The organism is Bradyrhizobium uaiense, from assembly GCF_010811875.1.
Taxonomy (GTDB): Bacteria; Pseudomonadota; Alphaproteobacteria; order Rhizobiales; family Xanthobacteraceae; genus Bradyrhizobium; species Bradyrhizobium uaiense.
In genome coordinates this window covers 1-207 of sequence record NZ_VKHP01001285.1, presented here as the reverse complement: position 1 = coordinate 207, position 207 = coordinate 1, and the positions used below count along the sequence as shown (strand labels likewise).

General features: G+C 59.9%; 1 pseudogene. It reads left to right on the top strand.

Going from position 1 to position 207, the window contains the following annotated elements:
* Positions 1 to 207: pseudogene (locus FNJ47_RS55920) on the top strand (IS5/IS1182 family transposase); the annotation flags it as partial.

Below are 207 nucleotides of genomic sequence, written 5' to 3'. Positions count from 1 at the left end.
ATCTCCCGGAGGTCTTCGGCGATTGGAACAGCGTGTTCCGGCGCTTCAGCCGATGGAGCATCAAGGGTGTTTGGTGGCGGATCTTCGAGGCGATGTCCGATGATCCGGACTTCGAATATCTGATCGTGGATTCCACCATCGTCCGGGCGCATCAGCACGCCGCCGGGGCGAAAAAAGGGGGTCTGAAGATCAAGCGATCGGGCGCTC